The organism is Leptolyngbya cf. ectocarpi LEGE 11479 (assembly GCF_015207065.1).
GTDB lineage: Bacteria > Cyanobacteriota > Cyanobacteriia > Phormidesmidales > Phormidesmidaceae > Leptothoe > Leptothoe ectocarpi.
On sequence record NZ_JADEXP010000424.1, the window covers coordinates 1 to 5,396 of the forward strand.

At 47.8% G+C, this 5,396-nt stretch carries 3 protein-coding genes; 2 read left to right on the top strand and 1 reads right to left on the bottom strand.

Annotated elements, in window-relative coordinates:
* Window positions 1-1,518: ShlB/FhaC/HecB family hemolysin secretion/activation protein (locus IQ260_RS27470; RefSeq protein WP_193996260.1), on the top strand; the 1,518-nt coding region annotated here is incomplete at its 5' end.
* 4 nt (window positions 1,519-1,522) lie between these two features.
* On the opposite strand, the gene IQ260_RS27475 is transcribed toward IQ260_RS27470, so the two are convergent.
* Complete coding sequence (locus tag IQ260_RS27475; RefSeq protein ID WP_193996261.1) at window positions 1,523-3,244, bottom strand: EAL domain-containing response regulator; 1,722 nt, start codon at window positions 3,242-3,244, stop codon at window positions 1,523-1,525.
* Window positions 3,245-3,786: 542 nt separating this feature from the next.
* On the opposite strand from IQ260_RS27475, the gene IQ260_RS27480 reads away from it, so the two are divergent.
* Entirely contained in the window at window positions 3,787-5,001 is a 1,215-nt protein-coding gene (locus IQ260_RS27480) for a glycosyltransferase family 4 protein (RefSeq protein WP_193996262.1), read from the top strand.
* Window positions 5,002-5,396 lie beyond the last annotated feature (395 nt).

The following is a 5,396-nucleotide window of genomic DNA, read 5'->3' on the forward strand; positions in this document are numbered from 1 at the left end:
GTGTTACCCACAGAGCCCGTGACGCCACCTGATGCCACGGAGCCTCAGCCAGAGACGGGACCGACAGTGACCGTTCAAGGCTTTGACGTGACCGGTAGTACCGTATTTGATCAGTCAGACTTTGAGCCAGCGTTGTCGCCTTTTATTGGGCAGTCCTTGGGCATTGATGAACTACGGCAGGCAGCAGATGCGATCACCCAGCTCTACTTAAATGAGGGCTATATTACCTCGCGAGCTGTTTTACCCAATCAGCCGATTACCGATGGCATCATCAAGCTGCAAATTATTGAGGGTAGTCTGGAGGAGATTCGCATTGAGGAGGCCGGTCGGCTGGCTAACTATGTGCGATCGCGCATCGAACTCGGGGCCAGCACCCCCCTCAACCAGTTTGAACTCGAAGACCAGCTGCGGCTGCTGCGGGCCGATCCATTACTTGACAATATCGAAGCTAGCCTGCGAGCAGGCACTGGCCTAGGCCAAAGTATTCTGGTAGTACGCATTGCTGAAGCCGATCCGTTTGAAGCCCACCTCACCCTTGATACCGACTCGCCCGTGAGTGTTGGGGTAGTCCGTATGGGCGCGAATGCCACCTACCGTAATCCCTTTGGCATCGGCGACCAGATTCGCGCCGCTGCCTATCGAGCCACTACCGGCGGCTCCCATCTCTACGAACTCAGCTATAGCGCTCCGATCAATGCCATGAACGGCACCATTTCAGCGCGATTTTTACCCAGTGAATTTGACATTATTTCCCCACGGGAGCTAGCGGAGCTTAGTATCGAAGGGGATGCCCAGGTGTATGAGCTTACCTACCGTCAACCCCTCGTGCGCACCCCCCGCGAAGAGTTTGCGCTTTCGTTTGGATTTCGCCATCGCGACGGCGATACCCGGCTGCTCGGTCAGGATTTTACCTCCAACAGCGCCAGCGTGCTCCAGTTTGGCCAAGATTATCTACACCGCGATGTGCAGGGGGCCTGGGCGTTGCGATCGCAGTTTAGCCTGGGAGTGGACTGGTTAGATGCGACTAATGTATCCTCACCTTTGCCTGACAGCCAGTTTGTCAGCTGGCTGGGACAGGTACAGCGAGCCCAAATTCTCAATCAAGATCATCTGCTAATTTTGCAAGGAGATATACAGTTCGCCACCGATACGTTGCTGGGCTCTGAGCAGTTTGTGATTGGCGGCCGCCAATCAGTACGGGGCTATAGTCAAAATGCTCGCTTTGGTGACAACGGCGTGCGGCTCTCGGTTGAGGATCGAATCACAATCCAACGCGACGAATCAGGCGCCCCCACTATGTTGCTCAGCCCATTTTTAGACATGGCTGCTGTATGGAATACCAAATCCGGCACTACCGTTAATAATGATCGTTTTTTATTAGGCACGGGTGTGGGCTTTACCTATCGTCCGATTGATGGTCTAGATTTGCGTTTCGATTTGGGTGTGCCTCTGGTGGACATTGACGATAGCGCTCCCCAAGATGTATTTATCTATTTAGATTTTGACTTTGAGATTTAGGAGCTTAGACCGCCCCATGTAGAGCCGTTGCACGCAATGGCTCTACATGGGGTTTAGGATATCGTTTTGATGACTCTAACAACAACATTTCAAAATCTTGTGCGGTGAGTGCTGGGCTAAAGAGATAACCTTGCATACTCTGGCACTTGATCTGTTTGAGAACAGAAAGTTCTCTTGCCGTTTCCACACCATTGGCAATGGTAGAAATATTTAAACCTCGGGCCATTTCCATAATGGCTCTGACAATTACCTGGTTACTTCTGTTTTGATGCAGATCGCGGACAAAACACTTATCTAACTTAAGAATGTTAACCGGTAAATATTGCAAATGACTGAGACAGCCAGACCCAAAGTCATCGATAGCGGTACTAAAGCCCTGATTTTGCAGCTCAGTCAACAGTTGCTTAGCCTGACTTAGATCTTTCATAATCAGACTTTCAGGGAGTTCTAAATCAATCATCACTGGACTCACTTGAGTATTGTTAACCATGGCCATCAGGCGATCAACAAATTGGGGACTGCGTAGCTGATACCCCGATAAGTTAACCGCAATACTTATGCCTGATAGTTGTTTCTTTTGCCAGTAGGATAGTTGTTGTAAAGCAGCCTCTAAGATCCATTCCCCCAGAGGTAGCATCAGGCCGTTCTCCTCAGCCACTGGAATAAACTGTCCTGGCAATAGGGGTGCCTCTCCCGGCACGACCCAGCGGACTAAAGCTTCTGCCCCAATAATCTGACCACTATTCAAATCAATCTGAGGTTGAAAGTAAAGCTGTAGTTCATTCTGTTGTATTGCTTGTCGCAGCCGTTCTGCCAAGGATGTCTGAACAGCAGGAGCTGAAACACTTAGAACGGCTTCCAAGGTTTCCAGGGTTGCTAATTCTGACTCACTGATGGACTCGATGCGAATATCTGGAACCAACCGATGATTATTAACCACTATGGGCTGTTGCAACGCTGTTTTCAAATTGGCAATAACAGTTTCATAGACCGTGTTCGATGGCTTATGGGATGCCCTCAAAAAAACAGCAAATCGATCTGTCCCTAGGTAACCCAGGGTATCTATATATAGATCGTAGTGATGCCAATGCTCTCGCCATTGCCGCAGTTGTTGTCCAAGCGCCTGGAGCACTAGCTGACCTAATACGTGGCCATAACGGGCCTGTAGCCGTCTACTATTGTGTAGCTGAATGATCCATACGCTTGACCACGGGGCCTGCTTCAAAGTTTTAAATTGTTCTCTTAAAACGTCTAGGTTGCTCGCAAACACTGAGGACAGAGAAGCATCATCGGATAGGTTAGAGGCAAAGCACTGAGCTAATTGCTTACGCTTAGTTAGCTGTGTTTCCACCGCTCGTAAAAAAGTATCTAAATTAATGGGTTTGGTCAAATAGTCATCGGCCCCTTGCTCCATGCTACGTCGAAATGTATCGGAGACGTCATGGCCTGTGAGTATGACGATGGGTATGGCGGTGGGTGTGGCGGTGGTGGGGAGATGCGATCGCACACTTTCTAGCACACCATAGCCACTAATATCCGATAAACCAACATCACAGATGATTAACTGTGGGTGATGCAGCTGTGCCAGTTGAATCCCCGCTTGTCCTGTCGTTGCCTTCAGCGTGGAAAATCCATGGGTGACCAGCACATCACAAAATACCGAGGCAAGATCATCATCGTCATCAATTACCAAAATGGTTGTCATTTCGCCAGAGGTTTCAGACATTAACATAAGTTGGGATCATTCAGATTTAATCGGCATCTGCGATAAACACCATGGATAGAGTACCCAGACCTAACCTAGGCTGCCTTAGAGCAGAGCTGGCTTTATCCAGACTGCCTCTCTTGAACTCCCATCGGTAAATCTGCTGAGTAGTTTGAGTTTACTGAGATATAGATGATACAGAAACAACCTAACCAACCGATGTAGGGCCAATGTAGGCTCAGTATGATATGGCAGCGCGATGGCCTAAATAGTAATGTCTACAGGCCTATTGGATACTCATAAAGAGTGTGTAAAGACTCAGCAAAGATTGCAACATAGACAGGATAGAAAAAATCTTTTTCGTAAGGATCTAATAGATATACCAATATTTCTATTGCTAATTAAAAGCGATAACAAATAGTGAGACTATGATACTCCCACTATTTGCATCCTTACTGGTTGTTGAACACTGTTCTAACGTTGAATGTTCCTAGAGCTATCCAACAGGTTTTCAATCGCTCACTATCTTAAATACCCCCAACACTAACTATCTAGCTGCCTCTATGGACCTACAGAACCTGCGTTTACTCTTCGTTCAAGCAACCGAGCCCTATCGAGATGGCATGGCCAATGGCACGCTTACCGCTGAGCAACTAACCATGCTAGAAGGCTTAACCACATGGGGGTTTCAGCTACAGGAAGTCGGTATTCTAGGATGTGTCTCAGATCAGCCCTACGATGTCATTCTAGAGACAGGCGTACGGGTCATTGGCAGTGGTTTAACCGAAACTAATGAGTCTATCTCTAAACGATTTGCAGATTTTTGTCCCACCCACATGGTCTTTGATGTGCCCGATGCTGCGCTTTTTCGCTGGGCGATCCGCAAGCAAGTGTCCTGTATTGGCATGTTTCGAGATGTTTTGACAGAACCTGGCTTAAAACAGCGGTGGGATAACTACCAACTGTCTAAAATCCTAAACCATAAAGGTGTTGACTGGGTTGGTAGCCTGGGTACAGACAACTGCGAAGCGCTAGCACAAATAGGTGTGCTTCGAGACAAATTGATTCCCTGGGACTGGCCCCCCTCTAACCGCGCTGAAACATTTGAACCGAAACAGTTGCCAACTGACAAGTCAGTGCGATCGCATTCCAATCCCCTACAGCTGCTTTATGCAGGCCCCCTTCTTTCCACCCGAGGCATTGGAGATTTACTCATAGCCACCGCTCAACTCAAGGCTCAAGGCTACACCGTTCAACTCAAACTCATAGGACAAGGCGACATCCAGCGATTTGAAACCCAAGCTAAACGATTACAGTTAGACCACATCGAATTTATTGAAACTATCCCTGACCACAGTCTGGTGCACCTTATCCGTCAGGCCGATATTTTTGTCATGCCCAGTCGCCATGAATCACCAGAAAATTCTAATGCCATACTAAACACGTGTTTGCAGGCTCACACACCCATCATAGCCTCCGATCACCCCATGTTTTCTGGCAGTCTCAACCATGGTACCAATGCCATGATCTATCCAGCCGGTAACGCCCGTGCCCTTTCCCAAAGCATTGATTACCTCATTCATCACCCAGAAGCCTATAACAATCTATCCTCAGCTAGCCAAACAACCTGGCAATCACTACAGCTACCCGTACACTGGATATCGCTCCTGGATCACTGGATACAAGGTACTAGCGATGATCATCAATGGATTCAGCAATACGCATTGACAGCCTCACTCTATCAACGACAGTCCCGACTATTGCCGTCATCCCCCTAAGGGTTGTTTAAAACTCAGTCCCCTTAAGCGCCTTTAAGTACGCCCTTAAGTACACCTTTAAGTACGGACATACGCGCCACATACCTAAGTATGACCATTAGCCTATAACGTCCGCTGAAGCTAAACCGTAAATTTACGAAACCTAGTCAAAGTGCAATCTTTGGCCTAAATAGTCGGAGCCAGCGCGGGCATGATGTAACAGTATAGTGAACTCATAGGGACGTTTGTTTTCATTATTCATCGAGTGATTTAAAGACTAAGAGAACTTGAAACTTTATTGGGTGTAGCTCAGTCCTATAACTGAGCTAATGCAAACCAGCCTGCAATTTTCATTTGTCTGCAATTTCCTGAAGCCAGCCATGAAAACCGTCCAACCAACCGTCATTAATCAGTCA

Bases quoted from the DNA above. Each gene is read 5' to 3' on its own strand.
- IQ260_RS27475 (WP_193996261.1), bottom strand. From the start codon at position 3,244: ATGTCTGAAACCTCTGGCGAAATGACAACCATTTTGGTAATTGATGAC.
- IQ260_RS27480 (WP_193996262.1), top strand. From the start codon at position 3,787: ATGGACCTACAGAACCTGCGTTTACTCTTCGTTCAAGCAACCGAGCCC.